2 tRNA genes and 1 rRNA gene are annotated in these 558 nt (G+C 45.3%); all 3 read right to left on the bottom strand.

Going from position 1 to position 558, the window contains the following annotated elements:
• Nucleotides 1–198 precede the first annotated feature (198 nt).
• Nucleotides 199–271, bottom strand: a tRNA-Ala gene (locus tag BHE18_RS20105).
• 13 nt (nt 272–284) lie between these two features.
• Nucleotides 285–361, bottom strand: a tRNA-Ile gene (locus BHE18_RS20100).
• A 141-nt stretch (nt 362–502) separates the two neighbouring features.
• Nucleotides 503–558: ribosomal RNA gene (locus BHE18_RS20095) — 16S ribosomal RNA — on the bottom strand; the annotation flags it as partial.

Below are 558 nucleotides of genomic sequence, written 5' to 3'. Positions count from 1 at the left end.
CATCCACCGTGCGCCCTTCATAACTTAACCGAATTGGTTGTTACATAAGGTTTAAAACCTAAAATGGCGATACTCGGTAATTTCTTGACTATCAATTAACACTTTATCTAGTTTTCAAAGAACAAACCTGGATTCACTTTGCAGTGAAATCCGAAGGTTGGTTATTTCACTCCGCTTCCGCTTCGTGGAAAACCTAAGTGGAGCCTAGCGGGATCGAACCGCTGACCTCCTGCGTGCAAAGCAGGCGCTCTCCCAGCTGAGCTAAGGCCCCATGAGAATGAAGATGGTGGGCCTAAGTGGACTCGAACCACCGACCTCACGCTTATCAGGCGTGCGCTCTAACCAGCTGAGCTATAGGCCCCTACTCATGATGTATGGAATTTAAAAATAAAAAAGATGGATGATTCTTTTCACTTCGCTTGCGCTTCGTGAAAAAACCTTATCAAACCATCAAAACTGAACAAAACTTCGACTGTCAAACGTTTCATGTAATATTCCTTAGAAAGGAGGTGATCCAGCCGCACCTTCCGATACGGCTACCTTGTTACGACTTCACCC

The sequence above is a fragment of the Rossellomorea aquimaris genome, assembly GCF_001877785.1.
Taxonomy (GTDB): domain Bacteria; phylum Bacillota; class Bacilli; order Bacillales; family Bacillaceae_B; genus Rossellomorea; species Rossellomorea aquimaris_A.
This window is presented reverse-complemented; position numbering and strand designations above follow the sequence as displayed.